Below are 26,675 nucleotides of genomic sequence, written 5' to 3' on the forward strand. Positions count from 1 at the left end.
AGCCCCCCCCCGCCGCGCGAACGCCGGCCGACTCTGCAGTACCCACAGATCCCGATGAAGGAGATTTCAGTGCCCGACGCAATCGAGGTCCGCAAGGTCCCGCTCCACAACGTGTCCGATGCCAGCGAGCTGGCGAAGCTCATCGACGACGGGGTGCTCGACGCCGACCGGGTCATTGCAGTCATCGGTAAGACGGAAGGCAACGGCGGAGTCAACGACTACACCCGCATCATCGCCGACCGAGCTTTCCGCGAAGTGTTGTCCGCGAAAGGAACTCGTAGCGCACACGACGTCGGCGAGGTTCCGATCGTCTGGTCCGGTGGCACCGACGGAGTCATCAGCCCCCACGCCACCATCTTCGCGACCGTACCGTCGGACAAGGCAGTGCAGACCGAGGAGCCGCGCCTGACGGTCGGCGTCGCGATGAGCGAGCAGTTGATGCCCGAGGACATCGGCCGCACCGCGATGATCACCAAAGTGGCTGCAGCAGTCAAGGATGCGATGGCCAACGCAGGCATCACCGATCCCGCAGACGTGCACTACGTGCAGACCAAGACCCCGCTGCTGACGATTCACACCATCCGTGACGCCAAGAGCCGTGGCAAGACCGTCTGGACCGAGCAGACCCACGAGTCGATGGATCTGTCCAACGGCGGCACCGCTCTCGGTATCGCTGTCGCACTCGGTGAAATCGATATGCCGACCGACGAGGACGTCATGCACAGTCGTGAGCTGTACTCCTCGGTGGCGTCGTGCTCCTCGGGCGTCGAGTTGGACCGTGCGCAGATCGTCGTCGTGGGTAACACTCGCGGAATCGGCGGCCGGTACCGCATCGGACACAGCGTGATGAACGACGCGCTCGATCAGGACGGCATCTGGAACGCGATCAAGGATGCCGGTCTCGAACTCCCCGAACGGCCGCACACCAAGGATCTGGACGGCAAGCTCGTCAACGTCTTCCTCAAATGCGAAGCAAGCCAGGACGGTACGGTCCGTGGACGGCGCAACGCCATGCTCGACGATTCCGACGTCCATTGGCACCGCCAGATCAAGGCGTGCGTCGGCGGCGTCACCGCAGCAGTGACCGGCGACCCAGCGGTCTTCGTATCGGTCTCGGCAGCGCACCAGGGCCCCGAAGGTGGCGGCCCCGTCGCCGCGATCGTCGACCTCGGATAACGCCGGTTTCGATATCGAACAGCGCCGCGCGAACCCGACAGTCTGGGGTTCGCGCGGCGTCCGGCCCTCCCTGCTTCTGCGTCTCTCTCGAACGAAGGAACCACCATGGCAACCACCGTCGGACCCGCTGCCGAACTTCTGATGTCCGACGCGGTCGAGCTCAGCGGCAAGATCAAGCGCCGCGAGGTCTCGTGCGTCGAGACCATGACGGCGTACCTCGACCACATCGAGGCACACAATCCGACGGTCAATGCCATTGTCGCCCTGCGTGATCGCGACGAGCTGCTGGCCGAGGCACGCGAGCGGGATCGGCAGCTCTCGGACGGGCAGTATCTCGGGTGGATGCACGGATTTCCCCATGCGGTGAAGGATCTGTCGGCAGCCCGAGGGCTACCGTTCACATCGGGGTCACCGATCTTCGCCGATCGCATCGCCGAGGCGGACGATCTGTTCGTCGCCCGCGTGAAAGCGGCCGGTGCCATCGTGATCGGCAAGACCAACACACCGGAATTCGGGTTCGGATCTCAGACGTACAACCCGGTGTACGGAACCACCGTCTCGCCCTACGACACCTCGCGCACTGCAGGCGGAAGCAGCGGAGGTGCGGCGGCAGCCTTGGCACTACGCATGCTGCCCGTCGCCGACGGCACCGACTACATGGGATCGCTGCGCAACCCCGCAGCCTTCAACAATGTGGTCGGTTTTCGCCCGTCGTGGGGACGCATTCCCGAGCCGGGCTTCATCGCACAGGGCGCTGTCGCCGGACCGATGGGCCGATCGGTCACCGATGTCGCACATCTGCTGTCGACGATGGCGGGCCCGGATGCCAACGCGCCCCTCGGAATCGACGAGGATCCGGAGATCTTCACCCGCACTCTCGAACGTAGCTTCCGCGGTGCCCGCATCGCGTGGGTCGGAGACTGGAACGGTCACCTGGCTACCGAACCCGGTGTCCTCGATCTGTGCGAGTCGTCGTTCACCGTCTTCGAGGACCTCGGCTGCGCAGTGGAGAGCACCGTGCCGTCGTACGACCCGGCAAAAATCTGGGACTCGTTCCTGACGTGGCGGTGGTGGGCGCAGCTCGGGATGGCCGATCTGTACGAGAACCCGCGCACGAGGGAGCTGATGAAGCCCGAAATGCTGTGGGAGATGGAGCATGCCGTCGCATTGACCGCACTCGATGTCACCAAGGCAGCGCAGGCTCGCAACGACTGGCAGAGCGCACTGACGACATTGTTCGAGACCTACGACTTCGTTCTCGCGCCCACCGCTCAGGTGTTCCCGTTCGACAAGGACCAACACTGGCCGCAGTCCATCGCGGGTCGACCCATGGACACCTATCACCGGTGGATGGAAACGGTGGTGCCCTGGACGATGACCGGCGTTCCTGCCGCCGCCGTCCCGGTCGGATTCGACGATCGGGGTCTGCCGATGGGTGTTCAGATCATCGGCAGGCACGGTGCCGACCGCGCGGTTCTGCAGCTCGCCTACGCCTACGAGCAGGCCTCGCGGTGGGTCGAGCGCGTCCTCCCGCCGGCACTGCACGTCGGCTGATCCCCCGCCGTCGCGACATGCCCTACACAGTATTGTTGAACAATGGATGACATGGTCGGTGCGCTTCGGCCACGAGTACGAGACTTCCCGGCGTCGGCGAGTTACGCGCTCACCGTCGCAGAATTGCTTGCGCTCCCCAGCCTCTCGGGGTCCACTCTTGTCGCAGGCGAGCAGGGACTCGAGAATGTGGTTCGACGCGTCAACGTCATCGAAGTACCCGACATCCTGCCGTGGGTGAAACCGAACGAACTGCTGTTGACGACGGGTTTCCCACTGCGGCATGCAGATTCGGGCCGCCCGTTCGATGCCGGTGCCCTGGTGGAGCTGGTCGAAGGACTCGCCGAACGCGGTGCGGCCGCGCTCGGAGTCAAAGAAGGACGCTACTTCGGCGACGTGCCCGCCGCGATGATCGAGGCAGCAGATCGACTCGGCCTGCCGCTCTTCCTCATTCGCCGGGATGTGGGCTTCGACGAGGTCATCTCCGAGGTGTTCACCCACCTCGTCGACCGGCAGGCGTGGGCGTTGGATATTGCCGATCGTATGCATCGAGCACTGACCTCGATCGTGCTCGAAGGCGGTGATTTACCGCAGATCGCCGACGAGGTCGCCACGCTGTTCGAGGCAACGGTGCTCATCTGCACTCCGGACGGTCGAGTCCAGGCCACAGCAGGAGCAGACGCAGATCTCGCAGCTCTGGAAGAGATGCCACTGTTCGACCCGTCAGGTCGTCTGCTCACCGAACGGCTCCACGAAGGCCTGCAACCGGTACCGGGCGACAGCGGGCACCGCATTGCCGTCGCACCGATTATCGCGGGCGGCACCGACCACGGACTGATCGTGGCTGTGGCGGCCGCCGAGCGACTCGGTCCCGTCACGATGCAGTCCCTCGAACGCGCGGCCACCGTCGTGGCGTTGGCGGTCATCAAGAAGCTCGCGGTCTCTGCCGTCGAGTCCAAGTTTCGCGGCGACTTCCTGCGGGACGTCCTCAACGGCGCAACCGAATCCCCCGAACAGATCATCGAGTACTGCGCCCAGCTCGACTGGGACGTGGACCGGAGCATGGTCGTCATCGTTGCCCAATTGGACGAGATCGCCGAAGTTGCCGTGAGCAATTCGGTGAAGCCGGCCGTGTCCGGCCGCCTGCCGCAGGAGCGGCTGACCGCGGCATGGCAGCAGGTGGTGCGCCGGCGCGATCGTCGGGCTCCCGTCGTCGGGTTCAGCAACGAGGTCGTCACGCTGATGCCGGCCGAACCCGGCACCGAACGGGACGTCGTCGAGGATCTGATCGCGTCCGTCGCCGGAGACAAGGGCGGCGGACGAAACTCGTTCGGCGCAGGCGTGAGTCGCGTCATCGACTCCGTTGCCGACATTCCGCGCGCCTACGATCAGGCCCGCAAGGCAGTCGTCGTAGGACGCCGCATGCGCGGAAACGGCTCGGTAGCGCATTTCGACGGCCTCGGCGTGCATCGACTGCTGTCATTGGTCACCGACGGAGCCGAGCTGCAGGCCTTCGCTACCGAGGTGTTGGGCTCACTCGCCGGCGACGACGCCGATGCCGTCGACCTGCGCCAGACGTTGCAGGCGCTGCTCGACACCAACTGCAACGTGGCAGAAACCGCCCGCGTCTTGCATTTCCACTACAACACGCTCCGCTACCGCATCGGCAAGCTGGAGTCCATCGTCGGCCCGTTCACCACCGATCCGATTCTGCGCCTGGATGTAGCGCTGGCACTGCGGGTCGCGGAGATGAAGGGACTGTGACACCACCCGAGGAGACACTCAGTGCCTGAGGGCAATTCGATCGGAACCGACGCCATCGCACTCGCGGCAGCAGTGCAGGCCGGCACCGTGTCCGCACGCGAGGTGACCGAGCAGCACCTCGAACACATCGACCGAATCAACACCGAGCTGAATGCGATCGTCACCGTCGCTGCCGAATCGGCACTACTGGCAGCCGACGGAATCGATGCCCGCATCGCCCGCGGCGAGCGGGTCGGCGACCTCGCCGGAGTGCCGTTCACGGTCAAGGACCTGATCGCCACCGCCGGAGTTCGCACCACGGCGGGTTCACATGCGCTCGCGAACAACGTCCCTCGCGTCGACGCTCCCGCCGTTACTCGGATGCGCGCCGAGGGCGCAATCCTGATCGGTAAGACCAACACACCCGAGTTCGGTGCCAGCGGGCTGACACACAACGACCTGTTCGGCTACACCGTCAACCCGCTCTCCCCCGCCGACACGAAGCTGTCACCGGGCGGGAGCAGCGGCGGTGAGTCGGCGGCCATCGCGTCGGGCATGAGCGTGGTGGGACTGGGCACCGATTTCGGTGGCTCGGTGCGGTGGCCCGCGCACTGCACCGGTCTGTGCTCGATCAGGCCGACACCGGGCCGAATCGACTCCGAGGGGCAGTATCCCGGTGTCATGAGCAACAACCGAGTGCTGACGAATACGGCGACCATGCACGGCACCGTGCAGACCATCGGACCCATGGCACGCACTCTCGACGACGTGATCCTGTTGCTGCGCGTGCTGTCGTCGCCGCAGTACACCTGGACCGACCCTGCGAGCGTGAACCTCCGCGAGCTCGATATTCGTTGGGCCACAGGAGAAGGCACGATCCCTGTCGATGCGGAGATTCGCGCTGCCGTCGAGGCCGCAGCCCTGCGCACAGAGCCGTTCGTCGGATCGGTGACGCCGTACGACGGCACCGCACTACACGGCGCTCATGAGCTGTTCACTCGGATGCGGGGCTGCGAAACCCAAACGGACATCGAGCAATACGGCCCCGCCGAGTTCAGCGCCAACATTCGGGCCATTCTGGCTACCGTCGGAACCACCACGGCCGCAGACGTCGAGGCACTGTGGGCTCGACGCGCCGAGATGCAGCACCAGCTGTTGTCCACGATGGGCGACGTCCTGATACTTCCCGTCGCATCGATTCTCGCTCCGCCGCTCGGTGAGACGAGCTTCGAGGTCGACGGTGCATCTCTGTCGTGGTCGCAGGCGCTGGCGAGCAGCCGAGCGATCAGCATCCTCGGGGTGCCCTCGGTGGTGATTCCCGTTGCCACCTCCAGCAGCGGTCTGCCGATCGGGGTACAGATCATCGCCAAGCCGTGGCACGAGCATCACGCTCTTGCCGTCGCCGCCGCTCTGACGTAGCCCGCGCGGTCCGTCCATCCGTACCGCGACGGCAGGTTCTTACAACGACCCGCTGTCGATTTGGTCGAAATGTGTTTCATGGTCGGCCCGCGCCAGCAACTAGCGTGATGGGCATCACTCATCCGGTCGAAAGGCGGCGGCATGCGCGACATTCTCGACGACGTGGCCCCGTGGCTGCGCGAACGTGAGCCGTTCGCCCTGGCCACGGTGGTACGTACGTGGCAGTCGTCACCGCGCCCTGCGGGTGCGGCCATGGCGGTCGCCGCATCCGGTCAGGTCGTCGGCAGCGTTTCCGGGGGCTGCATCGAAGGTGCCCTGTACGAGCTGGCGAACGACGTCCTCGCCGACGGCATGGCCAGGACCGAGACTTACCGGGTAGCGGACGACGACGCGATCGGCGTCGGCCTCACGTGCGGCGGCACCATCGAGGTGTTCGTTCGTCTCATCGACAGCGACGCGTGCGCCGCACTCGAAGACGTCGCTCGTCTGGTCTCGAGCGGCGAGCCGGTGGCCGTGCTCACCGACCTCACCACCGGGGCCCCGACGCGACAGGCGGTTCTGGGAGCGGAAGCAACCGTCGATCCCGACGGTCTCACCGACATCGAGTCCGACGGTTCGAGCGTGAGTATCGCCGTTCTCGACCGACTGCACCGCGGCGAGTCCGGCTTGGACATTCGCATCGCCGACGACGGCGCGCGGTCCGTCATGGTCGAGTTGTTCGGACCACCGCCCCGGATGTACGTGTTCGGTGCCATCGATTTCGCCGCCGCGATGTGCCGCCTGGGCACGTTCGCCGGCTTCGCCGTCACCGTCGTCGACGCCCGCCCGGTGTTCGCCACCCGAGCACGATTCCCCGACGCGCACGACGTCGTGGTGGCGTGGCCGCACACGTTCCTCGCTACTGCGCCGGTGGACGAGCGCACCGTCATCACCGTTCTCACCCACGACGAGAAGTTCGACATTCCGTTGCTCGAGGTTGCGCTGCGCAGTGGTGCCGCCTACGTGGGCGCGCTGGGCAGTCGGTCCACCCACCGCCGCCGGGTGGAATTGCTCGGCGAGCGCGGGGTGACCGACAGCGAGCTGGCGCGGCTGCACTCCCCCATCGGGCTGGATCTCGGTGCTTCCACTCCACCGGAAACGGCGATCTCCATCGTGGCCGAGATCCTCAAGGTCTCACGGCAGACGACCGGGCTCGAATTGCGAAGTCTCAGTGGGCCGATCCACCGCGATGCCGCTGCCGAGATCGACGCGACATCACCCGTTCGATCGGCCGTCAGGTGCTGACACTGCACGACGAGCGACGCTCGCCCACCACGGAGGTACCCCATACCGTCGAGACCGTGCTGGGCTCGAACCTGCTGGCGCACGCCACGTTGCTCGCCGGTCGCGCCGGCCTCGGCCGGCCGGTACGCAGAATCAATCATGTCGACGACCCCGCCGGCATTCGGTTCTGGATTCGGCCGGGTGACCTGTTGTCCACGACGAGCGAGGCCCTCACGCACCTGACGGAGCCGACGGCAGCGCTGCTGTCCCGAGCGCATTCCCTCGGCGTTGCCGGGATTCTGGTGCGGGTGGACGACGACATCGCCGTTCCGGACTGCGTCGGCGTGAGTGCCGAGACACTGGGCCTGCCGCTGGTTCAGGTCTGCGGCGAACTCGACCCCGGGCACGATCTCACCGCGGGCCTACGCGACAACGCAAAGACGCAGGCGCGAGCGATGTTTCGGTCCGAACGTCTGCGCCGGGCATTGACCGACATCACGCTCGCCGGCGGCGGGGTAGCACAACTGGCATTCGCAACCTCGGTCGAATGCGATGTGGCAGTGTCGATCACCACGGTGGACGGACGCGAACTTGCCTCGGCAGGCAGTGACGACGAACTGTCCGCCCTCCGCACCAGCACCGCCCTCGATCCCACCGGAAGACTGCGCACCGACTCCGTCGACGGCGGCCTCGGTCTTCGTTCGCAACAAGGCAATTCGATCGCGGTATGCGCCATCACTGCCAACGGAATCGACCACGGACGCATCGTCCTGTTCTCCTCACGTCGGCCTTTGACGGAATCGGACCTGCACACTGCCGACGCGGCCGCAGGCGTGTTGGCGATGGTCGTGACTCGCGATCTCGCGCTGTCAGCAGTCGAGGAGAAACACCGATCGAATTTTCTGCGCGATCTTCTCCTGGGCCGAGGCGGCGAGCACGCACACGCGGTGGCGCATGCTCGACGCTTCGGCTGGGATCTCGGCAGGCCGGTGGTGATCGTCGCGATCGAACCGATCCCACACCTCGACGACGAACCGGCGCCCGGCCGCAGGCCACTCGTGGATCGGCAGATGTCGGCTTTCGCAGGGGCTCTGGCACAACGAGATCCGCAGGCCGCCATCGCCGCCCTCGGCACCGAGACCGTCATCATCATGGGCGAACGTCCGACGACGGTCGCGGACGTGCACGAGATCGTCGAACGAGTGCGCGGAGACGGCGGCGGTGGTCGGCAACCGTTCACGGTCGGGATCTCGCGTCCGTGCACCACGGTGGCCGACATCCCCAGCAGGTACGGCCAGGCGCGTACCGCGCTGAAGGTCGGCCGCCAGGTATCCGGGGACTGGGCCGTCACCACGTTCGACGAACTCGGCGTGTTTCGACTACTGAGCCTGGTGGACAACGTCGACGAGCTCGAATCGTTCACCCGGGAAACCCTGCACGACCTCGCCGGGCACGACGACGAAGCACGCGACATGCGCAGAACCCTGGAGACGTTGCTGGCCACCAACATCAACATCGCCGAAACCGCTCGGGCACTGCACTTTCACTACAACACCTTGCGATACCGAATAACGAAACTCGAAAAGATACTGGGCCCCTTCACCGATCGCGCCGATCTACGCCTGGATCTTTCCCTTGCGCTGAAAATCATGGCCATGCGCGGAACCGACCACCACATGTGACGGACCCGCCATCGAGCGCTTGGCAGATTGCGCTCGTAGCGATTTGGAAATGCGTCAGTAACGTTGCAGGACAATGCTTTACCCATCCCGCGAACCACCCCGGTTCGATACGTTGGAGAAAGGCTCGACATGCCTATCTGGAAGATTCACGGAGACGGAAAGAATGTTCGACCGGGTGACGTCGTCGCGCCGAACGAACGATTGAACTGGGGCCGCACCATCAGTCTCGGCGGCCAACATGTGGTGTCGATGTTCGGGGCCACATTCGTCTTCCCCATCATCATGGGGCTCAATCCCCAACTCGCCATTCTGATGTCGGGCTTCTGCACCATCTTCTTCCTGCTCATGGTCAAGGGCCGCATCCCCAGCTACCTCGGCACGTCCGCGGTGTTCGTCGGCGGTGTCGCGGCCATCCGAGCGCAGGGTGGAACGTCGGCCGAGGTCACCGGTGCCATCCTGGTATCGGGTCTCGTCCTCGCACTGGCCGGACTCGCCATCCATTTCATGGGCGGCGGCGTCGTGGTGCGGGTGCTGCCCCCGGTCGTCACCGGTGCGGTGGTCATGTTGATCGGCTTCAATCTCGCGCCCGTCGTCGCCAGCACCTACTGGCCGCAGGACCAATGGGTCGCTCTCGCAGTGATGTTCGTGCTCATCGTCATGAGCGTCGCGTTGCGCGGGTTCCTCGGTCGAATCGCGATTCTGCTGTCGCTGGTCTTCGGGTACGCACTGTCCTGGATCCTCGACCTCGTATCCGGGCCCATCACGTCCTACGACGCCACGGCCGGCGAGGTCACCGAGCACTTCCGCGTCAATTGGTCGGGTGTCGAGGCGTCGCAGTGGTTCGGGCTCCCGCCGTTCAGCGACGAGGCCAACGGCATCGTCGGCATTCACGCACCGTCGTTCAGTCTCGCCTTCATCGTTCTCGTCCTCCCGGGTGTCATCGCGCTGATCGCCGAAAATGCAGGGCACGTCAAGGCTGTCGCGGAAATGACCGGCGACGATCTCGACCCGATGATGGGCCGGGCACTCGCTGCCGACGGCATCGCAACGGTCATGGCCAGCTCGGTCGGTGGCTCACCGACGACGACCTACGCCGAGAACATCGGCGTCATGGCGGCGACCAAGGTCTATTCGACGGCGGCATACACGGCGGCCGGAATCATCGCCATGATCCTCGGATTCTCGCCGAAGTTCGGCGCGCTGATCTCGGCCACCCCCGGCGGCGTACTCGGCGGTATCACCGTCGTCCTCTACGGCATGATCGGTCTGCTGGGTGCCAAGATCTGGCGCGAGAACGGTGTCGACTTCGGCAACCCGCTCAACATGATGCCGGTTGCCGCGGGGCTGATCATCGCGATCGGCGACACCTCGCTCGTCTTCAGCGATTCGTTCTCGTTGAGCGGTATCTCCCTCGGCACGATCGTCGTCATAGGGCTCTACCACCTGTGCGCTCGCATTGCCCCGGCCCACATGAAGACACCGGTCGACGCGTTGCCTCGACATCGATCCTCCTCTACCACAGCACGTTCCGACGGTAGCGACGGAGACGGGGTTGCCGGCGAGGTCGACACCCTGAAGCCGTTGCGGTAACGAGCGATTGCAACACTGGGGCGTGACGTTTGTCACCTCTTGACGAAACACTTCCAGGCACAGGCAGGCAGGATCGGGATATGAAACCTTCTCCATTGAAATACCATCGGCCGCGGTCGATCGAGGAGGCGTGCCGCATCCTGGCCGAGGTCGACGGCAAGGTGCTGGCCGGCGGTCAGTCCCTCATTCCGATGCTGTCGATGCGCCTGGCCGCCCCCGGGAACCTGATCGACATCACCGGCATCGACGGTCTCGACGACATCACCGGGTCGACCGACTCGGGCGTCACGTTCGCGGCTCTGGCCACACACGCGTCGCTCGCGTCGAACCGGGCTGCCGCCCGGACGCAGCCGTTGCTCGGACGGGCACTGCAGCTGGTGGCCCACGCGACCATCCGGAACCGTGGGACCACCGTTGGATCCATCGTGCATGCCGACCCGTCGGCCGAGATGCCTGCCGTCATCCGGTTGCTCGACGGTTCGGTGACGGTGCAATCCGTCCGCGGCCGCCGGGAGATCGCGGCGAAGGACCTGTTTCTCGGGCCGCTGGAGTCCTCGCTCGACACCGACGAGATCGCCATCGCTGCAACGGTTCCCGCCGCCCGGGCCGGCGAGGGCACGGCCATCGACGAGGTTGCCCGCCGACACGGTGACTACGCGCTCGTCGGAGTCGCGGCCCGCGTCACCGTTGCCGACAACGCAGTACGCACCGCGCACGTCACCTATGTGTCCGCCGGAGAATTCGGCGAGGTCGTCGACTACACCGACGTCATCGGTGGGGCCGCGGTGTCCGACGCACGTGATCCGAAGTGGAACGCATTGTCCGAGGACGCACGTCTACGCGTCGAGACCGAGTCCGATATTCATGCCACCGCGGCGTACCGATCCCAACTCGTCGCAGCACTGACCGCACGGGTGGTGATGGCCGCCGCAGTCGACGGCGCGTCGTCGAAGTCCACTCACCCGCAGCACGCCGATTCCGGAGTGAACCACTGATGAAGACAACAGATATCGAACAGCACTTGGACGATCTGATGGCGGAGACCGGTGAACAACACGTACAGGTGACGTTCACCCTCAACGCAACCAAGCAGACGATCGTCGTCCCGGCCCGCACCCTCGCGTCGGACGCCATCCGCCACGACCTCCGCCAGACCGGCACCCATGTGGGATGCGAGCACGGCGTGTGCGGCGCGTGCACGGTGCTCCTCGACGGCAAGCCGGTCCGGGCCTGCCTGATGCTCGCCGCCAGCCTCGAGGGGCAGACCGTCACCACGGTGGAGGGTCTCGTCGAGCCGGACGGCACTCTGCATCCCGTGCAGCAGGCCTTCAAGGACTGCCACGGTCTGCAATGCGGTTTCTGCACACCGGGATTCGTCACGACGATCGCCGCGTTCCTCGAAGAGAACGACTCGCCGACGCAGGCGGAGGCCACCGAGGCCATCGCCGGCAACATCTGTCGGTGTACCGGCTATCAGAACATCAAGGCCTCGGTGCTGCGCGCCGCCGAGATCAAACGCGAACGGGCGGGCGAGTTCCCGCTCGGTCCCGACGACGAGTCGAGTCGTGCCGCACTCGACCGCAAGGTACGCGGATCCACCAGTCCCGTCGGCGGACGGATGGGCCGAGCATGAGCACCACGCGCACCGCCCCGCCGCACACTCCCACCAACACCGCTCCCCTGTTCGGCCAGCCGCTGTCGCGGTCGGAGGACGAGCGGCTGCTCAGCGGCAAGGGCAAGTATCTCGACGACCTCGGTCACGGGGCGCTGATCGCTGCCTTCGTGCGCTCCCCGCACGCACATGCACGCATCACCGCCATCGATATCGACGACGCGCTGGCCATGCCGGGCGTGCACGCGGTGTACACCTACGACGATCTCGAAGCGGACTCGGCCGAGATGGCCGAAGGGCTGCCGCTGCTGATCCCCCATCCGGCAATCGTGGCTCCACGCAACGGCTTCCCGCTCGCCAAGGACGAGGTCAATCACGTCGGTGAGGCCATCGTCATGGTCATCGCAACGAACCGCTACGTGGCCGAGGATGCCTGTGCGGTCATCGACGTCCGCTACGACATCCTCGACCCCGTCGTGGGCATCGACACCGCGCGCGTCGCGGCTCGCCGAGTACACGACGACGTTCCGGACAACGTGGCCGCGCACCTGCAGCACGGTTTCGGAGACATCGACGCCGAACTCGCCGCTGCACCACACCGGATCACCCTCGACCTGAACATCGAGCGTTCGGCGGCGATGCCGATGGAGGGCAAAGGCGTCTACGCGCGCTGGGACAGTGACGAGGAGACGCTGACCTTCTGGTCGTCCACACAGACCTCCACGTCGGTGCGCGCGGCCGTCGCGGCGCGACTCGGCATGGCGATGAACAAGATTCACTGCATCGCCCCGGACGTCGGGGGCGGATTCGGCGTCAAGATCATGCACCCGTGGCCGGAGGAGGTGATGGTGACTTGGGCAGCTCGACAGCTCGGCCGCGCCGGCATCTCCAACGAGGTCAAGTGGGTCGAGGACCGCCGCGAGCACTTCATCTCGAGTGCGCACGAACGTGCACAGGTTCAAGAGGTCACCCTCGGTTTCGACGACGAGGGACGGCTGCTTGCGTTCGACTTCACCGTCTGGCACGACAACGGCGCATACCTGCCGTACGGCATCATCGTGCTGATCAACACTGCGACGCAGGTGCTGGGGCCCTACAAGCCGGTCTCGTTCCGCTGCAACGGTTATTCGCTGTACACCAACACCGTCATCGTCATTCCGTATCGAGGAGCAGGCCGCCCGCAAGGTGTGTTCGCAATGGAACGCTCGATGGACGCCATTGCCCAGTACCTCGGCAAGGACCGACTCGAGGTACGCGAGAAGAACCTCATCAGGCCCGAGGAGATGCCCTACGACTTCGGTTTGATGTTCCAGGACGGTCGACCGTTGATCTACGACACCGGCGACTACCAGGCCGGCATCGACAAGCTCAAGGCGCTGATCGACTGGGACGGCTTCCCCGAATACAAGAAGCAGGCAGCCGCGCAGGGCCGCACCGTCGGTATCGGTGTCGGTGCCTACGTCGAGGGCACCGGCCCGGGGCCGTACGAGGGCGCGCACGTGCTCATCGAGAACTCGGGAAAGATCAAGGGCGCAACGGGGTTGACGACGCAGGGCCAGGGCCATCAGACGACGTTCGCGCAGATCGTCGCCGATGACCTGGGTGTCTCCATCGCCGACGTCGAGATCACCACCGGCGATACTCGTCGATTCGGTTATGCCGTCGGCACATTCGCCTCCCGTGGTGCGGTGATGTCCGGTTCGGCGTTCCACGTGGCCGCGCAGATGGTCGCCGAGAAAGCGAAGGTCATCGCCGGGCGTGCCCTCGATCTCGACCCCGTCGAGCTCGAATTGCGCGGGGGCTACGTCTGCAAGATCGGCACCGAACCCGGAGCAGAGGGCACGTCCATCTCCCTCGGTGTCGTTGCCGTACTGTCCAATCCGCTGCGTTATGCCTTCGACAAAGAGTCGAGGCAGGCCACCGGGTTCGCGAAGATGGACACCGACATGACGATCCCGCCGGTGCCGGAGGGCGAACAGCCGGGCCTCGAAGCCACCGGTTACTACTCTCCCCCGCGCTCGACGTTCGCGTCGGGCATCCACGCGGCGATCGTCGAGACCGATCCGGTGACGGCCGAGATCCACGTCGAGCGCTACGCGGTGGTGCACGACTGCGGCAACGTCATCAACCCCCGCATTGTCGAGGGCCAGATTCACGGCGGCGTCGCCCAGGGAATCGGCGGAGCGTTGTACGAGAAGATCGCCTACGACGAGCACGGGCAATTACTGAACGCCTCGTTCATGGACTTCCTGATGCCGTTCGTCACCGAAGTTCCCGAGACGATCGAGATGGACCACACCGTGACCCCGTCCGGGCTCAATCCGTTGGGCATGAAGGGTGCCGGCGAAGCCGGCGTCATCCCCACCAGCGCCGTCATCGCGGCCGCTGTCGAAGACGCCGAGGGCTTTTCGATCACCTCCATGCCCATTTCACCGTCCGACCTGTACGAGCTGCGGCTGACCCACGCGGTCGCTCAGACAACCGAGGAGATTTCATGAGAATCGCAGGAACCGCCACGCTGGCCGCACCTCCCGCCGAGGTGTACGACAGCATGCAGGACGGCCGGGTCCTGGCCGCGACCATCCCCGGAGTGCAGTCGCTCGAGCAGTTGAGCGACGATCACTACAAGCTCTCGATCACCGCAGGCGTCGCAGCCATCAAAGGCACCTACGACGGTGAAGTTGTCCTCTCGCAACAGAATCGGCCCGAGTCGTTCGTCATGACCGCCTCCGGTGCCGGCGCACCGGGCACGGTGCGCGCCGATGTCACCATCAAGCTCGAGCCCACCGAAGGCGGCGGCACGATGCTCAGCTACGACGCCGACGCCGTGGTCGGCGGCATGGTCGGCGGGGTCGGTCAGCGCATGATCACCGGCGTCGCAAAGAAGATGGCCGGAGTGTTCTTCAACGGCCTCGACGGCGTCATCGCCAACGGGGTGCCGGAGGCCGCTGCTGCGCCCGCGGAGGTATCAGCCAGCGATTCCGGCACCACCCCCACTGCCCTGCCTGTCGCGGCCGGACGCGCTGTGAGTGCCGGTGCACCCGTCGCCGCGCAGTCCGTCCGCGGCACTCTGCTGGCCGCCGCAGCCGGCGCAGGCTTCGCACTGGCCGGAGTCGTGTTGGGCGGACTGCTCACTCGCTCGTCCTGTCACCGGTAGCTCCGCGCCGTCACGGCTCACGACAAAGGCCGCTCATCCCAACCATCGGGGGTGAGCGGCCTTTGTCGTTGCAAGTACTGCCAATTCGACGCCGGTGCAGGGCGCGCGGAGCTCAAATGCTCGGCCGGAGTTTGGCACCTTGTGCCAAAGATACTGAGACGTAGAACGGGTCGAATGTGAGTACACGTCAGGTACCCGCCGATCCGACCAACGGACGCGTGGCCTACGAACCATATCGAGGAGGAAGCGTGGAACCACGAAAGATTCGGGTCGGTATCGACACCGGTGGCACATTCACCGACGTCGTGGCAGTGGACGAGGAGTCGGGAGCCATGGTGACCACCAAGACTCCGTCGACGCCGAGTGATCCGGCCGAGGGATTCCTGACCGGCATCGACAAGGTACTTCGCCAGCTCGGCGTATCCGGCGATTCGCTCAGCGCCGTCAGCCACGGCACCACCGTCGCTACCAACAAGCTGCTCGAAGGCAAGGTGGAGAACCTGGGGTTCATCACCACCGAGGGCTACGAGCACGTACTCGAGATCGCGCGCCAGTCGGTACCCGACGGCTACGGCAACTCCTACTTCTGGGTCAAGCCCGATCGCATCGTGCCCGCACACCGCGTCCGCACCATCCGCGGCCGGCTCTCGTTCGACGGCAACGAGATTCGCCCTCTCAACGATGACGATGTGCGCGCGGCAGCAGCATTCTTCAAGGCAGAGGGGGTCAAGACCCTCGGCGTCTGCCTGGTGCACTCCTACGCCAACCCGGACCACGAACAGCGTGTCCGCGACATCCTGCTCGAGAAATACCCCGAGGCGACGGTCTCCATCTCCACCGAGGTGCTGCGTGAGTACCGCGAATTCGAGCGCGCCATCACCACATTGGTCGACGCTGCCGTGAAGCCGAACATTCGCAGCTACGTCAACAACATCGCGAACCGGTTGCGGGAGTTCGCCACCGAATCCGGTGATGCACGCGACGTGCCGTTCTACGTCATGAAGTCCAACGGCGGCGTCCTCTCCGCCAAAGAGGTTGTGCACCAGCCCATCACCACCGTGCTCTCCGGTCCGGCCGCCGGCGCGCTGGGTGCGGCCCTGGTGGCCAGCGCGGCAGGCGTCGAACAGGTGTTGACCTGCGACGGCGGCGGCACCTCCACCGACGTGACCGTCGTGGTCCGCGGCGAGCCCGCGCTGACCACCGAGGGACGCGTCGGCAATTACCCGTCGAAGATCCCGATGATCGACGTCGTCACCGTCGGCGCGGGCGGCGGCTCGATCGCCTGGATGACACCCGAGGGCACGCTGCGCGTCGGGCCACATTCGGCCGGTGCCGATCCCGGGCCCATGTGTTACGGAAACGGCGGCTCCGCGCCCACCATCACCGATGCCCACGTCCTGCTCGGCCGCATTCCTCCCCACCTGCTCGGCGGCGAGATCCCCCTCGATACCGACCTGGCACGCAAGGGCATCGAAGACCTCGCGCAACAGCTCTCGCTCGAGGTCGAAGCCTGCGGCACCGGCATCCTCGAGGTCTCGGCCTGGAACCAGGCCAATGCGCTGCGGCAGATCTCGGTCAAGCGTGGCCTCGACATCCGCGACTTCACCCTCGTCACGTTCGGCGGCTCCGGGTCGCTGCTCGCCTGCCGCCTGGTGGACATCCTGGGTCTGAAAGACGTTCTGGTACCGCTGAACCCGGGCAACGTCTCGGCGTTCGGTTTGCTGACCGTCGATGTGCGCAACGACTACGTGCAGACGCACGTCAGCCGGCACGACCGTCTGCGCGCCGAGGATCTGGAATCGGAGCTGGCAGTGCTGGCATCTCGGGCCGACGAGGCGCTCGCCGGTGAGGGCTTCGCGGCCGAGGATCGTCGCTACGGACGCTCGGCCGACCTGCGCTACTTCGGTCAGGCCTTCGAGGTGCGCGTACCGATCGCCGACGGTGAAATCACCCAGACCACGATCGATCAGGCTGCCGAGGCCTTCCACGAAGCTCACCGCGAGCTGTACGGGTACGACTTCCGCGGCGATCAGAGTCAGTTCGTCGAGTGGGTCAACCTGCGCGTCAGCGGTATCGGCCCCATCAAGCGCCCCGTACTGTCGGAAATCGCCGCCGGCACCGGAGCCGAAAGTGCCCGCACCGGAACGCGTCAGGCGTACTTCGACGGCTGGCACGAGACCGCGATCTACAGCCGTGCGGATCTCGGAGCCGGTGACACGATCACCGGACCGGCCGTCATCGAAGAATTCAGCTCCACCGTGCCGATCGATCCGGGCTTCTCCGCCCGCATCGACACGTTCGGCAACGTCCGCATCACCCGCACTCTCGACTCGAACGGAGCGAACTGATGACCGTCATCGACATGGTGAACAACAAGCCCTACCGGCTCTCTCCGGTCGACGCGCCTGCGCCTGATCCCGTTCTCGTCGAGATCGTGGCCGGTTACCTCGCGAGCGTCGAAATGGAAGTGGAGACGGCCATTTCACGGACGTCGCGGTCACCGATGATTCGTGACGCCCACGATTTCCGCGCCGGAATCCACGACCGCAATCTGCGCAAGCTGACGGGGCGTTCCTACTCCGCGCTGGTGCATCCGGTGGCTCGCGACTTCCCGCTCGAGACCATGAAGCCGGGCGACGTCTACTTCCACAACGACGTCTATCTCTCCGAGGGTGGCATCGGCCACCTCCCTGACCTCTGTGTCACGGTGCCGGTGTTCGCAACGAAGCCCGGCGACACCGAGCCGTCCGTCGTTGCCTTCGTGCAGGCCTTCGGCCATCACGACGACATCGGCGGCTGCTGCCCCGGCTCCATGCCGTCCGGTGCCACCACCGTGTACGAAGAGGGCCTGATGGTTCCGCCGATCAAGCTGTGGGATCAGGGCGTACCCAACCAGGCCGCGTTGACGATCATGACGCGCAACTCGCGCATGCCCGACGCGTTGGCCGCCGACCTCGACGCCGAATGTTCCGCGTGCCTGATGGGCGCTCGGCGGATGACGGAGCTGTACGAGCGCTACGGCATCGACACCGTCGAGGCGTGCTTCGACTCGATGATGGATGCCACCACCGAGATCTACCGTCGCGAGATCCTGAGCAAGATCCCCAAAGGTGAATACACCTGGGAGGACTACGCCGAGCACGACGGCGTCGACGAGCCCATGTTGCACGTTCAGCGCATCACGTTGACCAAAACCGGTCCCGAGGACGAGCGCGGAGAGCGACTCATCCTCAACTTCACCGGCACCGGACCGCAGGCCAAGGGCCCGATCAACCACTGTGGTGATTACGCCGACGGCAACTTCTTGGCCAAATGGCTTGCGCCGGTGCTGCGCAACCTCGCGGACTCCCCCGAGCGTATGGCCGAGCTCGACGTCAACGAAGGCGTTATCCCGCTGATCGAGATGAAGTTCCCCGAAAAGGGCACGCTCATCACCCCGATCTTCCCGGCCCCGACCAACGCTCGGACGTTCGTCATCCTGCGTCTGCTCGGTGTGCTCGCCGGCGTCGTCGCGAAGGCTGTGGACGGCAACATGCCCGCCGATCAGGAGACCATCCGCTACACGGGCGTGTATGGCGACGACTTCGACGGCAACTCGTACCTCATGCGTGAGGTGCTCGGTGGCGGCTCCGGTGGACGGCATTACGCGGACGGTGAGGACACCATCCACGTCGTGCCCGATTCGCGGAACCTGCCCACCGAGTTCACCGAGAGCCGCTTCCCGTTCATCGTCGAAAAGCTGGGACTGGCCAAGGATTCCGGCGGTGCCGGACGCTACCGCGGCGGCCTCGGTTACGAGAAGCACATCCGCATGCTCAAGGATGCGCATTTCATGTCCATCGCCGACCGTTCGATTCTCGCGTGCTGGGGCGTCAAGGGCGGCAAGGCCGGCGGATCGTTCTCGGTAACGCTGAATCCGGGCCAGCCCAACGAGCGTGAGTTCGACGCGTTGACCGATGCCGAGCCGATCCTGGCGGGCGACACCATCCGTATCCGCACGACGGGTGGCGGCGGCTGGGGCGATCCGCTCGAGCGTCCCATCGAATCCGTCGAGCAGGACGTGCTGTGGGGCAAAGTCTCTCGCGAGTTCGCGGCCACGGACTACGGCGTCGTGATTGCCGAGGGCACGGCGACCGCGGATGTCGAGGCATCGGAGAAGCTGCGTGCGGAGATGCGCAATGCACGCGGCCTCGATGAGCCGTTCTTCGATCGTGGGCCGGGCTACGAACGCCTCTCCGGTGGCGCGAAGTTCGCCGAGTACGACTTCATCGATCGCTGAGATTCACTGATGGAGCTTGATGTGTCCCGTGGCACCGACATCGCGATCGTCGGTGCCACGGGCAAGACCGGACGAGCCGTCGCAGATGCACTCGACGGCATTGCGCTGGTGCGGCGGCTGAGCCGTTCTGCGCCGGATTATCCGGTGGACTTGGAGACCGGTGAAGGCCTTGCCGAGGCCTTCACCGGGAGCCGTGGGGTGTATTTCATTGCGCCCAATGTGCATCCGGATGAGCCTGCTCTACTTTCGCGGGCGCTGGACGCGGCGGCATCCGCCGGAGTGGACCACGTCGTCTACCACTCGGTGGCGTGGCCCTACAGCCCGAGGATGCCGCATCACATGGACAAGGCCCGCTGCGAGGAAGCGCTACGTGCTTTCAGTTCGGAGCGGGGCTTGCACTGGACCATCCTGCAGCCGTGCGCCTATGCGCAGAACTTCGAGGCGGTTCTGACCGGCACCAGTACCGATCTTGCTGTGCCCTACAGCCTGGACACCACGTTCTCGTTCATCAGCCTCGACGATGTGGCCGAGGTGGCAGCCCGGATTCTGGTCGAGGGTGCGGACATTCACCACGGATCGACGTACGAGCTCGGTGGGCCGGAAGCGCTCAGTGTCCGAGACGTGGTTCGTCTGGTCGAGGTGGCCACCGGCCGTGTGGTCGCTTCCAGGTCCTCGAGTGTCGATGAATGGATGAGGCTGCACAGCGACTCGATGTCCGCCGATGAGCAACATCGACTCGGGGCAATGTTCGAGTTCTACGACGACCGAGACTTTCTGGCCGGGAGTGCCGTCACCGCAGCCCTGTTGGGCCGGGAGCCGACGCCGGTGCGTGCGCTGATCAGCTAGTCGTTTCTCGACGAGCAGGCCACTGCAACACCCTCACGGCCAGGTGATGCCCAGGATTGTCACTGTGCTTTCGGCACCGGAGGGGAGCGAGTACGTGCGTACGTCACGCACTCGACTCCCGTCCAAGGCAGCGCCCAAAGGTGAAGCGGTCGAGCAGGTTCGGCCGCTGCTCTCCATCGCGGGTTCGACCAGCACAAAGGTGTCCACGTCCTTCTCGTCACCATCGAACATGACGGTGACAGCAGATCCTGGGCCGGCGATATCGCGGTCGATGATCTTCGATGCGTCCGATTCTGCGATGCGGCTCTTCACTTCTGCGATCGTGCGATCGATGCGCTGCAGCTCGGCGCGAGCGCGGTGGTACGCGTCGTTGTTGTCCAGGTCACCCGAAGCACGTTGCACCAGAACGTTGTTGAAAGCCATCACTCGGCTCTCCAGTAGCTCCGGCAGTTGTTGCTTACGGGGTGCGGGTGTGTCGAACGGCAGGTGATCGATAGTGGTCACGGTTTCTCCTGTGTGACTGGGGTTGTGAGAGTGCTCGAGCAGCACGTCGTTGCGCGATGCACGGACGCAGAACTGCGCCCGCCGATTCGAGATGACTATTCGATGACCGCTGTTTCTCGATGCGCCGACGGAGGGGCTTTACCGAGCGCGATCAGAACGGCCGGTGGTCGAAAGAGGTGGCGCTGCAATCGGGTCCAGGACGGAGTCGAGGGACCGAGGATCGAACGAGGTGACGAAAGCGCGAACGCTACCGCACCTCTGCTCCATCGGGGATCACAGCGACACACCTTCTTTCGGTTCGAGCTCGTGCAGCCGACTGTAGCCGAAAGAAGATAAAAAGCCAGTCGGTGATGAGGGCGGTGCTTCAGACGATGCCGAGAGCGATCATCGCGTCGGCGACTTTGATGAAACCGGCGATATTCGCGCCGTGGACGTAGTCGCCCGGCTTGCCGTACTCCTCGGCGGTCGCGATGGTTCGGTGATGGATTCCGTGCATGATCGCGGCGAGGCGTTCGTCGGTGTACTCGAAACTCCACGAGTCACGAGATGCGTTCTGCTGCGTCTCGAGAGCGGAGGTAGCCACTCCTCCGGCATTGGCCGCCTTGCCAGGTGCGAACGCCACTGAGGCGTCGCGGAAGATCTGGACGGCGTCCGGTGTGGTCGGCATGTTGGCCCCTTCGGCCACCACCTTCACGCCGTGAGATGGGCACACAGGTTGGGGCCTCACAGGACTGGGTCCACGACGTTTCCGATCGAGTGGGGTCAGCTTCCGCAGCGCGATGTACGCGCGAATGCGGCCTGCGGGTCAACACCTGTCTGCATACGCCACGCCGTCAGAGCGAGTCCCAGACCGGCCAGGTGCGTCGGATCATCGAGCGAGGTGCCCAGGAGCGTGTCGAGTCGCGACAACCGGGCGTAGAGAGACTGTCGCCTGATGCCCAGTCCGATCGCGGTCTGGGCTTTACTACCGCCGTTCGCCACGAAGGCATCGAGGGTTCGCACGAGATCGGCAGAGTGTTCTGTGTCGAAAGCGATCACGTCACCGAGCTGTTCGGTGACGAACTCCGTGATCATGGCCGGTACGCACGCGCCCAGCAACCGTTGAACACCGACATCGCGAGCGCACAGAACACCGGTGCGAGTTCCGAAGCGCCGCGCGATCTGGACCACCTCACGCGCTCGGCCGATCGCATCGGAGATGTGAGACAACCCGAGGACCGGAGCCGACGCACCGATCGTGCGCAATGCTGAACCATGAGATCCGCCGCGGAGCAGAGCCTCGATCTCATTGAACGCGGAGCGAACTCGCGCAGGCGACGGCTGCACCCAGCCCTGAGCGAGCACGACGACGTGGTTCGCAGCCACCCCGACCAAACACCGCCCGAGGACGGACTCGACCGCCTCTCGAACCGGAATCAACAGCTCGCGCGCCGGAGTTCGTTGATCGACGTCGACGGCGGCCACCAGAACATGGTGGCCTTCGGTGGGTGCCCAACCGGCTGCGCCGAGGCGCTCGACGAGGTCACCGTGTGAGGTCGACCTGCCTCCCACGAGATCGGTGATCACGGCCTGTGCACGGGACTGTCGGGGACCGAGGCCGGGATGTCGACCGAGTTCCAGAGCTACCGCGACGGCCGCGCAGTGACCGATGGCCGAGCGCCGTGCAGTGGTCCGTCCGGCCAGCACGAGCCGACCGAGCGAGCCCGCGGGTCCGCGCACGTCGAGGACCGTTTTTTCATCGGCCGATCGCGGTGCAGCGGTAGCGTTGTGTTCGACGACGCGGCCCTCCGCGTCGAGCAGATCGACGCCACAGCCGGCCAGCCGTGCGATCGCGTCGAGTAGGGCAGTCATACCCTGCCCCGCCACGACGAGGTCCATGAGCTGATGCCAGACCGGCTCGCCGGTGCGCTGCATTCCGAGCCGGCGCCTCATCACGAGGTCGTGGAAGTCCTCGACCATCCGCTCGAAGGGGACGATCGTGTGCAGCGTCAGGAATGCCACCCCTCGGCGACGCGCGGCCTCGACCAATTCCGGCGGTGCCACGAGAAATGAGCGCCCGACTTCCATTGCGAGAGCGGCACATCCCGCGTCGGCCAGTTGGTCGACGTAGGCAGTCAGCTGCTGGGCCGATCGCCCTTGGAGGCCGAGTCCGGTGGTCAACAACAGCTCTCCGCCCGACAGCAAGCCGCCCATCTCGTAGACCTCGGACGAATGCACCCAGCGGACGACCACGGTGTCGGGTGAGCCCGTGAGTATCTCGACAGCAGCCGCTTCGAAAGACGGCAGCGCCAGAACGTTTCGCAGAGTCGGCAGCATTCGTCCATGCTCCGCCGACGGGACACAGTGCTCCAGATCGACTATTGCTCGAGTGACACGTTGTCCCTTGGCAATCTGTGCGAGGCCTGGTCGACTGATGACACGCATCAGCCTTACCGTTCGTAGACGCTTCAGGAGGACCCCTTGACCGATCCCGCGCACACCGACGAGTACTTCCTCGGACTTGCAATCGAACAGGCACAGATCGGCTGGGAGGAGGGCGGCGTTCCCATCGGCGCGGCACTCGTGCACGACGGCGAAGTTCTCGCGGTGGGACGGAACCGGCGCGTGCAGATGGACAGCGCAATTCGTCATGGCGAAACCGACTGCATCGAGCGAGCGGGGCGACTACCGGCTTCGGTGTACCGCAAATCCGTTCTCTACACCACCCTGTCGCCGTGCTTCATGTGCGCGGGAACCGCATTGCTGTACGAGATTCCGCGAATCGTCATCGGTGAGAACCGCTCCTTCGAGATGTCGGAGAGTCTGTTGCGCGAGCATGGAGTACAGCTCGACGTCGTCGACGACCCCGCCTGTCTGCAGCTCATGGAACGCATGTTGGCGGAGCGCCCAGGCCTGTGGCTCGAAGACATCGGCGAGGAGGCATGAGCAACCGAGCCGATCACGAGTCCACCGCACAGAAGGCCGACGAACCGGTCGACCTGGACTACCCCGTCACGCCCGTGCCCCGCACTGCCCGCAAGCCGTTCTTCTCGTTGGCCATTGTGCTGCTTGGCTTTACCATCTTCACGCCGACAATGCTGGCCGGTGCTGCGCTCGGCACGGCGTTCAGTTTCTGGACCCTCATCCTGGTGATCGTCGCCGGCTCGGCGATTCTGGGCGCGTACGTGGCCATGATGGGATTTGCCGGTGCACGTACAGGTTTGACGACCGTGCTCATGGCGCGTTACAGCTTCGGCACCCGCGGATCCAAGCTCGCGTCGTTGCTCCTCGGTGGTACGCAGATTGGTTGGTATGGCGTCATCATCGGCACCATCGGTGAGCTCACCTCGCAGGCATTGGGCTGGGAGTCCTATGCCGCGCGGGCGGCGGTCATGATCGGTGCGAGCATCCTCATGTGCATCACCGCCTGCTACGGATACCGCGGGATGTACTGGGTCTCGGTCGTGTCGACGCCATTGATTATTGCCTTGGCGTGTTGGGTGGTCTCCCGCTCTCTCGACGAGGTCGGTGGGTTCTCCGGTCTGACGTCGATCGCACCCACGACGACCATGACGGTCACGCTCGCCATCACGACGGTCGTCGGCACTTTCGTCTCCGCGGGGACACAGGCACCCAATTGGACTCGATTCGCACGATCCGGGTCGCAAGCGGCGTGGGCGTGCATCATCGGGTTCCTTCTCGGCAACGGAATGATGATTCTGTTCGGAGCGATCGGAGCAATCACCTTCGGTGAGGGCGATTTCGTTCTGGTTCTCTACAACCTGGGACTCGTCGGCTGGGGCCTGATTCTGCTCTTCGGTAACCTGTGGAAGAGCAACGCGGACACCGCATATGCCTTCGGCGTCGCCGGCGCGGAAATGTTCCGGCATCCCCGGAAGGCACCGTTCATCATCGGCGGCTGCGTCATCGGGACCGTGCTCGCACTCGTCGGTGTGCACAATCATCTGGTCGACTACCTGAGCTTGCTCGGCACCTTCATTCCTCCGTTGGGCGGTGTTCTCATCGGAGACTTCCTGTGCCGCTGGCGTCAGGGCATACCCGAGGGGCACACTCCCCCGCTGGTGCACTGGCGACATCTCGCGGTGTACGCCTTTGCGGCCTTCCTTGGGTGGTTGTCCGGGGAACTGGAAATTGGCATCCCGCCGTTGATCGGCATCGTGGTCGCTATTGCACTGACGATGGTTCTGCATCGACGTGGTTCTGAGTCGGCGACGGGCGCGCAGAACGAAAGCGCTGCAGTTCTGTAGTCGGTGTTTGACCCCCGATTATGAGTACACCGGGCTTTAGGTACCCAAGTTGGCCGCCGCAGGTCCGTCTATGGAGATCCATAACCAGTCGTCGCGGCGGACGCAAAGAAGTCGGTCAGCCGCTACACCCCACCTGGGTCGCGCCGCGAACAAGGTGACCCCGGCACCGGTCAGGCGAGGCCATATCTAGCGGCGCTTTCACGTAGCGACCCGATGACGGTCGCGCCGAGCTTGTTCCGAGCCAGTGCCCTCGCATATGAACCGTGGCTGGCACCGAGCCTACGGAAGTTGGTGAAAGTCGTCCTATAGTTCGTGTCGGCCTCAACTACGGTGCGCTCTGGCGGCTAGCCAGCTACTAGGCCGCCACAGGTCGTGTTATACCGTCCTGGCATGGCCAAGTTCCCCAAAGTTCGAGAGCAGCACATCGCCGTCTTCGGCGAGAGCGGGTCAGGCAAGACCGTTCTTGTTTCATCGTTTTTCGGCCCGACCCAGGAGGGAACCTACAAGAACGATCTTTGGGATCTTGTCGCCGATGACGTCGGCCAAGGGGTTCGCCTCTACAAGAATTACCTCGGCATGAAGAACAAGGCGTCTGCGCCGATGGCCACACGCTTCAAGAACACGACTTACTATTTCTCGGTCAAACTCAAAGGCGGAGAAAACGACTCAGCTAAGAAAAGGCCGTTCGATGTCCTCAGACTCGCCTGGCACGACTACCCGGGCGAGTGGTTCGAAGAGGAGCCCAGCAGCGCGGAAGAACTAGACCGGCGTACCGACACCTTCCGTTCTCTTCTCAGGTCCGACGTCGCAATTCTCTTGGTGGACGGGCAGAAATTGATCGATCATCGCGGCGAAGAACAGCTGTATCTCAAGTCACTGATGTTCAACTTTCGACAAGGGCTGTTGCGACTCAAGAACGACCTGCTCGAGGACGGGCCCATCGTGGAGTTTCCCCGAATCTGGATCTTGGCCCTGTCGAAAGCTGATCTGCTGCCAGACTGGGACGTGGATACTTTTCGCGATCTGGTCATCCTCGAAGCAGCCGAAGACGTTGAACACCTTCGCTCAACCATTGCCGGATTCATTGAAACTCCGGCTGCCCTATCAATCGGCGAAGACTTCATGCTGCTCTCATCCGCCAAGTTCGAGCTGAAGTCCGATAATCGGCAGCCAGTCGAAATCGACCTGACGAAACGCGTCGGGCTCGATCTAGTACTCCCTGTTGCGTCCCTTCTTCCGCTGGAACGTCGCGTGCAGTGGCAGCTGAAGCACAGTATCCCTTTTAAAGTGCTTGAGTCGCTTGCCGACGGTGCCGAATTGCTGGCAGCCGGACTAGCCGGAAAGAAATTCGGGCCGATCGAGAAAATGTTGGCCAAAGCGGGCACGGCAGGCAAGGTCGCGGCCCTGGCCCTGCCGATCTTGACGGAAGCAGTCAAGTTGGTAGGACCGAAACTCAAGGAAATGAACGAGCAGGCGCGGTCGCAGCACGACTACCTGAGGGCGACTCTGACGCAGTTCAGGCTCGATCTCGAGCGGGGTGTCAACGACAAGGTGATCAGGAATCCGAAGTGAGTGAAAATATCGCATATTCTGAGAGCTTGATCTG

The 26,675-nt window shown here is 64.6% G+C and carries 19 protein-coding genes and 1 pseudogene; 17 read left to right on the forward strand and 3 right to left on the reverse strand.

Annotated elements, in window-relative coordinates; translation table 11 throughout:
- Positions 1–69 precede the first annotated feature (69 nt).
- The 14 genes from CH278_RS25535 to CH278_RS25600 all read left to right on the forward strand — a co-directional run bounded on the left by CH278_RS25535 (position 70) and on the right by CH278_RS25600 (position 20,318).
- Positions 70–1,176 (forward strand): ring-opening amidohydrolase, encoded by a 1,107-nt coding sequence (locus tag CH278_RS25535; protein ID WP_027497745.1) that lies wholly within the window; start codon positions 70–72, stop codon positions 1,174–1,176.
- 105 nt (positions 1,177–1,281) lie between these two features.
- Positions 1,282–2,730: an amidase gene (locus tag CH278_RS25540; RefSeq protein ID WP_027497746.1), complete on the forward strand. Its 1,449-nt coding sequence runs from the start codon at positions 1,282–1,284 to the stop codon at positions 2,728–2,730.
- A 42-nt stretch (positions 2,731–2,772) separates the two neighbouring features.
- Positions 2,773–4,491 (forward strand): PucR family transcriptional regulator, encoded by a 1,719-nt coding sequence (locus CH278_RS25545; RefSeq protein ID WP_063216765.1) that lies wholly within the window; start codon positions 2,773–2,775, stop codon positions 4,489–4,491.
- A 21-nt stretch (positions 4,492–4,512) separates the two neighbouring features.
- Positions 4,513–5,889 carry an amidase gene (locus CH278_RS25550; RefSeq protein WP_063216766.1) on the forward strand — a complete coding sequence of 459 codons (1,377 nt, stop codon included), beginning with the start codon at positions 4,513–4,515 and terminating at the stop codon, positions 5,887–5,889.
- Positions 5,890–6,030: 141 nt separating this feature from the next.
- Positions 6,031–7,173 carry an XdhC family protein gene (locus tag CH278_RS25555; RefSeq protein ID WP_063216767.1) on the forward strand — a complete coding sequence of 381 codons (1,143 nt, stop codon included), beginning with the start codon at positions 6,031–6,033 and terminating at the stop codon, positions 7,171–7,173.
- Between the two features lie 56 nt (positions 7,174–7,229).
- Complete coding sequence (locus tag CH278_RS25560; RefSeq protein ID WP_256991820.1) at positions 7,230–8,834, forward strand: helix-turn-helix domain-containing protein; 1,605 nt, start codon at positions 7,230–7,232, stop codon at positions 8,832–8,834.
- A gap of 129 nt (positions 8,835–8,963) precedes the next feature.
- Positions 8,964–10,424, forward strand: coding sequence for a uracil-xanthine permease family protein (locus CH278_RS25565; protein ID WP_052061230.1), 1,461 nt, complete (start codon positions 8,964–8,966; stop codon positions 10,422–10,424).
- Between the two features lie 80 nt (positions 10,425–10,504).
- Positions 10,505–11,419, forward strand: a complete 915-nt coding sequence (locus tag CH278_RS25570) for an FAD binding domain-containing protein (RefSeq protein WP_094623192.1) — start codon at positions 10,505–10,507, stop codon at positions 11,417–11,419.
- On the forward strand, positions 11,419–12,057 hold the full coding sequence (locus CH278_RS25575) for a (2Fe-2S)-binding protein (RefSeq protein ID WP_094623193.1): 639 nt from the start codon (positions 11,419–11,421) through the stop codon (positions 12,055–12,057). The genes CH278_RS25570 and CH278_RS25575 overlap by 1 nt, the downstream gene beginning before the upstream one ends.
- Positions 12,054–14,534: an aerobic carbon-monoxide dehydrogenase large subunit gene (gene cutA / locus CH278_RS25580; RefSeq protein WP_094623194.1), complete on the forward strand. Its 2,481-nt coding sequence runs from the start codon at positions 12,054–12,056 to the stop codon at positions 14,532–14,534. Before CH278_RS25575 ends, cutA begins: the two co-directional genes overlap by 4 nt.
- A complete protein-coding gene (locus CH278_RS25585; RefSeq protein WP_032384873.1) occupies positions 14,531–15,193 on the forward strand; it encodes an SRPBCC family protein in 663 nt (220 codons plus the stop codon). The genes cutA and CH278_RS25585 overlap by 4 nt, the downstream gene beginning before the upstream one ends.
- A gap of 248 nt (positions 15,194–15,441) precedes the next feature.
- Complete coding sequence (locus CH278_RS25590; RefSeq protein WP_094623288.1) at positions 15,442–17,541, forward strand: hydantoinase/oxoprolinase family protein; 2,100 nt, start codon at positions 15,442–15,444, stop codon at positions 17,539–17,541.
- Entirely contained in the window at positions 17,541–19,472 is a 1,932-nt protein-coding gene (locus CH278_RS25595) for a hydantoinase B/oxoprolinase family protein (RefSeq protein WP_094623195.1), read from the forward strand. The genes CH278_RS25590 and CH278_RS25595 overlap by 1 nt, the downstream gene beginning before the upstream one ends.
- Positions 19,473–19,481: 9 nt before the next feature.
- Complete coding sequence (locus CH278_RS25600; protein WP_094623196.1) at positions 19,482–20,318, forward strand: NmrA family NAD(P)-binding protein; 837 nt, start codon at positions 19,482–19,484, stop codon at positions 20,316–20,318.
- A 33-nt stretch (positions 20,319–20,351) separates the two neighbouring features.
- On the opposite strand, the gene CH278_RS25605 is transcribed toward CH278_RS25600, so the two are convergent.
- From CH278_RS25605 to CH278_RS25615, 3 genes and pseudogenes are all read right to left on the reverse strand, one after another.
- A complete protein-coding gene (locus CH278_RS25605) occupies positions 20,352–20,822 on the reverse strand; it encodes a GreA/GreB family elongation factor (protein ID WP_143536309.1) in 471 nt (156 codons plus the stop codon).
- 364 nt (positions 20,823–21,186) lie between these two features.
- A pseudogene (locus CH278_RS25610) lies at positions 21,187–21,525 on the reverse strand (NADP-specific glutamate dehydrogenase); the annotation flags it as partial.
- Positions 21,526–21,584: 59 nt separating this feature from the next.
- Positions 21,585–23,138, reverse strand: a complete 1,554-nt coding sequence (locus tag CH278_RS25615; protein ID WP_094623289.1) for a helix-turn-helix domain-containing protein — start codon at positions 23,136–23,138, stop codon at positions 21,585–21,587.
- Between the two features lie 144 nt (positions 23,139–23,282).
- Between CH278_RS25615 and CH278_RS25620 the strand changes: the two genes are divergently transcribed.
- From CH278_RS25620 to CH278_RS25630, 3 genes are all read left to right on the forward strand, one after another.
- The gene (locus CH278_RS25620) at positions 23,283–23,747 is read left to right on the forward strand and encodes a nucleoside deaminase (protein ID WP_032368971.1); all 465 of its coding nucleotides are present in this window, start codon (positions 23,283–23,285) and stop codon (positions 23,745–23,747) included.
- Positions 23,744–25,069 carry a cytosine permease gene (gene codB, locus CH278_RS25625; RefSeq protein WP_094623198.1) on the forward strand — a complete coding sequence of 442 codons (1,326 nt, stop codon included), beginning with the start codon at positions 23,744–23,746 and terminating at the stop codon, positions 25,067–25,069. The genes CH278_RS25620 and codB overlap by 4 nt, the downstream gene beginning before the upstream one ends.
- A 390-nt stretch (positions 25,070–25,459) precedes the next feature.
- Positions 25,460–26,641 carry a TRAFAC clade GTPase domain-containing protein gene (locus CH278_RS25630; protein ID WP_094623199.1) on the forward strand — a complete coding sequence of 394 codons (1,182 nt, stop codon included), beginning with the start codon at positions 25,460–25,462 and terminating at the stop codon, positions 26,639–26,641.
- Positions 26,642–26,675: the final 34 nt, after the last annotated feature.

Origin of the sequence: Rhodococcus sp. 05-2254-5 (assembly GCF_002258575.1) — a bacterium.
Taxonomy (GTDB): domain Bacteria; phylum Actinomycetota; class Actinomycetes; order Mycobacteriales; family Mycobacteriaceae; genus Rhodococcoides; species Rhodococcoides fascians.

What these genes read in the sequence shown, in the direction of transcription:
- CH278_RS25540 (WP_027497746.1), top strand. Translation starts at nt 1,282, where the DNA reads ATGGCAACCACCGTCGGACCCGCTGCCGAACTTCTGATGTCCGACGCG.
- CH278_RS25545 (WP_063216765.1), top strand. Translation starts at nt 2,773, where the DNA reads ATGGATGACATGGTCGGTGCGCTTCGGCCACGAGTACGAGACTTCCCG.
- CH278_RS25555 (WP_063216767.1), top strand. Translation starts at nt 6,031, where the DNA reads ATGCGCGACATTCTCGACGACGTGGCCCCGTGGCTGCGCGAACGTGAG.
- CH278_RS25565 (WP_052061230.1), top strand. Translation starts at nt 8,964, where the DNA reads ATGCCTATCTGGAAGATTCACGGAGACGGAAAGAATGTTCGACCGGGT.
- CH278_RS25570 (WP_094623192.1), top strand. Translation starts at nt 10,505, where the DNA reads ATGAAACCTTCTCCATTGAAATACCATCGGCCGCGGTCGATCGAGGAG.
- CH278_RS25575 (WP_094623193.1), top strand. Translation starts at nt 11,419, where the DNA reads ATGAAGACAACAGATATCGAACAGCACTTGGACGATCTGATGGCGGAG.
- cutA (WP_094623194.1), top strand. Translation starts at nt 12,054, where the DNA reads ATGAGCACCACGCGCACCGCCCCGCCGCACACTCCCACCAACACCGCT.
- CH278_RS25585 (WP_032384873.1), top strand. Translation starts at nt 14,531, where the DNA reads ATGAGAATCGCAGGAACCGCCACGCTGGCCGCACCTCCCGCCGAGGTG.
- CH278_RS25595 (WP_094623195.1), top strand. Translation starts at nt 17,541, where the DNA reads ATGACCGTCATCGACATGGTGAACAACAAGCCCTACCGGCTCTCTCCG.
- CH278_RS25600 (WP_094623196.1), top strand. Translation starts at nt 19,482, where the DNA reads ATGGAGCTTGATGTGTCCCGTGGCACCGACATCGCGATCGTCGGTGCC.
- CH278_RS25615 (WP_094623289.1), bottom strand. Translation starts at nt 23,138, where the DNA reads ATGCTGCCGACTCTGCGAAACGTTCTGGCGCTGCCGTCTTTCGAAGCG.
- codB (WP_094623198.1), top strand. Translation starts at nt 23,744, where the DNA reads ATGAGCAACCGAGCCGATCACGAGTCCACCGCACAGAAGGCCGACGAA.
- CH278_RS25630 (WP_094623199.1), top strand. Translation starts at nt 25,460, where the DNA reads ATGGCCAAGTTCCCCAAAGTTCGAGAGCAGCACATCGCCGTCTTCGGC.